The 1,146-nt window shown below is 52.3% G+C and carries 2 protein-coding genes and 1 pseudogene; all 3 read right to left on the bottom strand.

The features are described 5' to 3' along the window. Positions 1-190, bottom strand: a pseudogene (locus AAY47_RS15650) (phage tail protein); the annotation flags it as partial. 4 nt (positions 191-194) lie between these two features. After that, positions 195-755: a YmfQ family protein gene (locus tag AAY47_RS15645; RefSeq protein WP_047771063.1), complete on the bottom strand. Its 561-nt coding sequence runs from the start codon at positions 753-755 to the stop codon at positions 195-197. After that, positions 752-1,146 (bottom strand): baseplate J/gp47 family protein (locus AAY47_RS15640; RefSeq protein WP_047771062.1); only part of this gene is annotated, 395 nt, incomplete at its 5' end. The genes AAY47_RS15645 and AAY47_RS15640, both read right to left, overlap by 4 nt.

Genomic DNA, 1,146 nt, shown 5'->3' with positions numbered 1-1,146 from the left:
GTTTTCTGGGGTCTGGGGTAATCCCGGCTTTCGCCAGAATGTTTTTACATTCCTGCTGGAGATCCCTGACTGAGAATTGAACATCATTTAACCAATCAGCCGGAACTATTGTCCCGGGCAATCCGGTACTGGGATCGCCGTCATCAAATACATTGCCAGGTGTGTTAATCGGCGGCATTAAATCTTGCATAGTGCTAATCCTGATAAGTGAATCGACAAAAGGTATGAGCGGGTTTCAGTTCGTTAAAAACGGATTCAATAACGGGATCGCCAAATGACAACAGCCGTTCGCTCGCCGCCGAACTGCCCGCCCTGAATCGATAGATAGGGACACGTGCACCATAGATATTGACGACCCATGACCATATCGAATCAGGCTGCATCAGCCTGTCACCCGCGCGGTTTATACCCGCCCGAAAGGGTTGAGGTTCGGTAATGGTGATCGTGTAACCCAGACGGACCGCCAGAGAAATAAAATAAGGGATAGATAACCCGCCTGTTTCGGCCAGCTTCAGCAAGACCATTTCCAGCCGTTGCTGGTAGTTGTTGTCTGCATTTTGAGTGATGCCAAGAACACGCTCCCAGTCAGGCAGTAACGACTGTGCAAAGAACGGGGTAACAGCGCCACTGACACGATTGGCGCTCTGTTCTATTAGCTGTAATGGCTTCGCTTCGGCGGCCAGTTCGGCATCCAAACGGGGAGCATCCGTGGCATAACTGACCGGGGGCAGTAACTGCTTCAGTAATGATTTCATGAAAAAAGCCTCACCGTGATGCGGCCAACGCGCAGCCATTCGAGATGGTTTCTATCGACCAGCGCGATAACGTTTTCTACGGGCGCGATGATACGACGGTCACGAATACCGGGGATGAGGGAAATGCGCATCTCAATCTGACTGCGGATCAACGGCTCACCCGGCGCCAGCCGTCCTGCCGCATCGGTAATAACGTTCGTGATTTCCTGACTGGCCGCTTCCAATGTGATGCCATCCAACACCACCTCAATAACAAAATTCACCGGGCGCAATGCGGGTGCCAATACCAGTGAGCTTTTGGCCGTAACGGGGCGAACGTCGTCAATGTGGTCTTGCACCGCTTTAATAATGTCCGCTGACGGCAAGCCATCGGCGGAGGTGATCGCAATAT

This window comes from Xenorhabdus griffiniae, from assembly GCF_001028135.1.
Taxonomy (GTDB): domain Bacteria; phylum Pseudomonadota; class Gammaproteobacteria; order Enterobacterales; family Enterobacteriaceae; genus Xenorhabdus; species Xenorhabdus bakwenae.
This window is presented reverse-complemented; position numbering and strand designations above follow the sequence as displayed.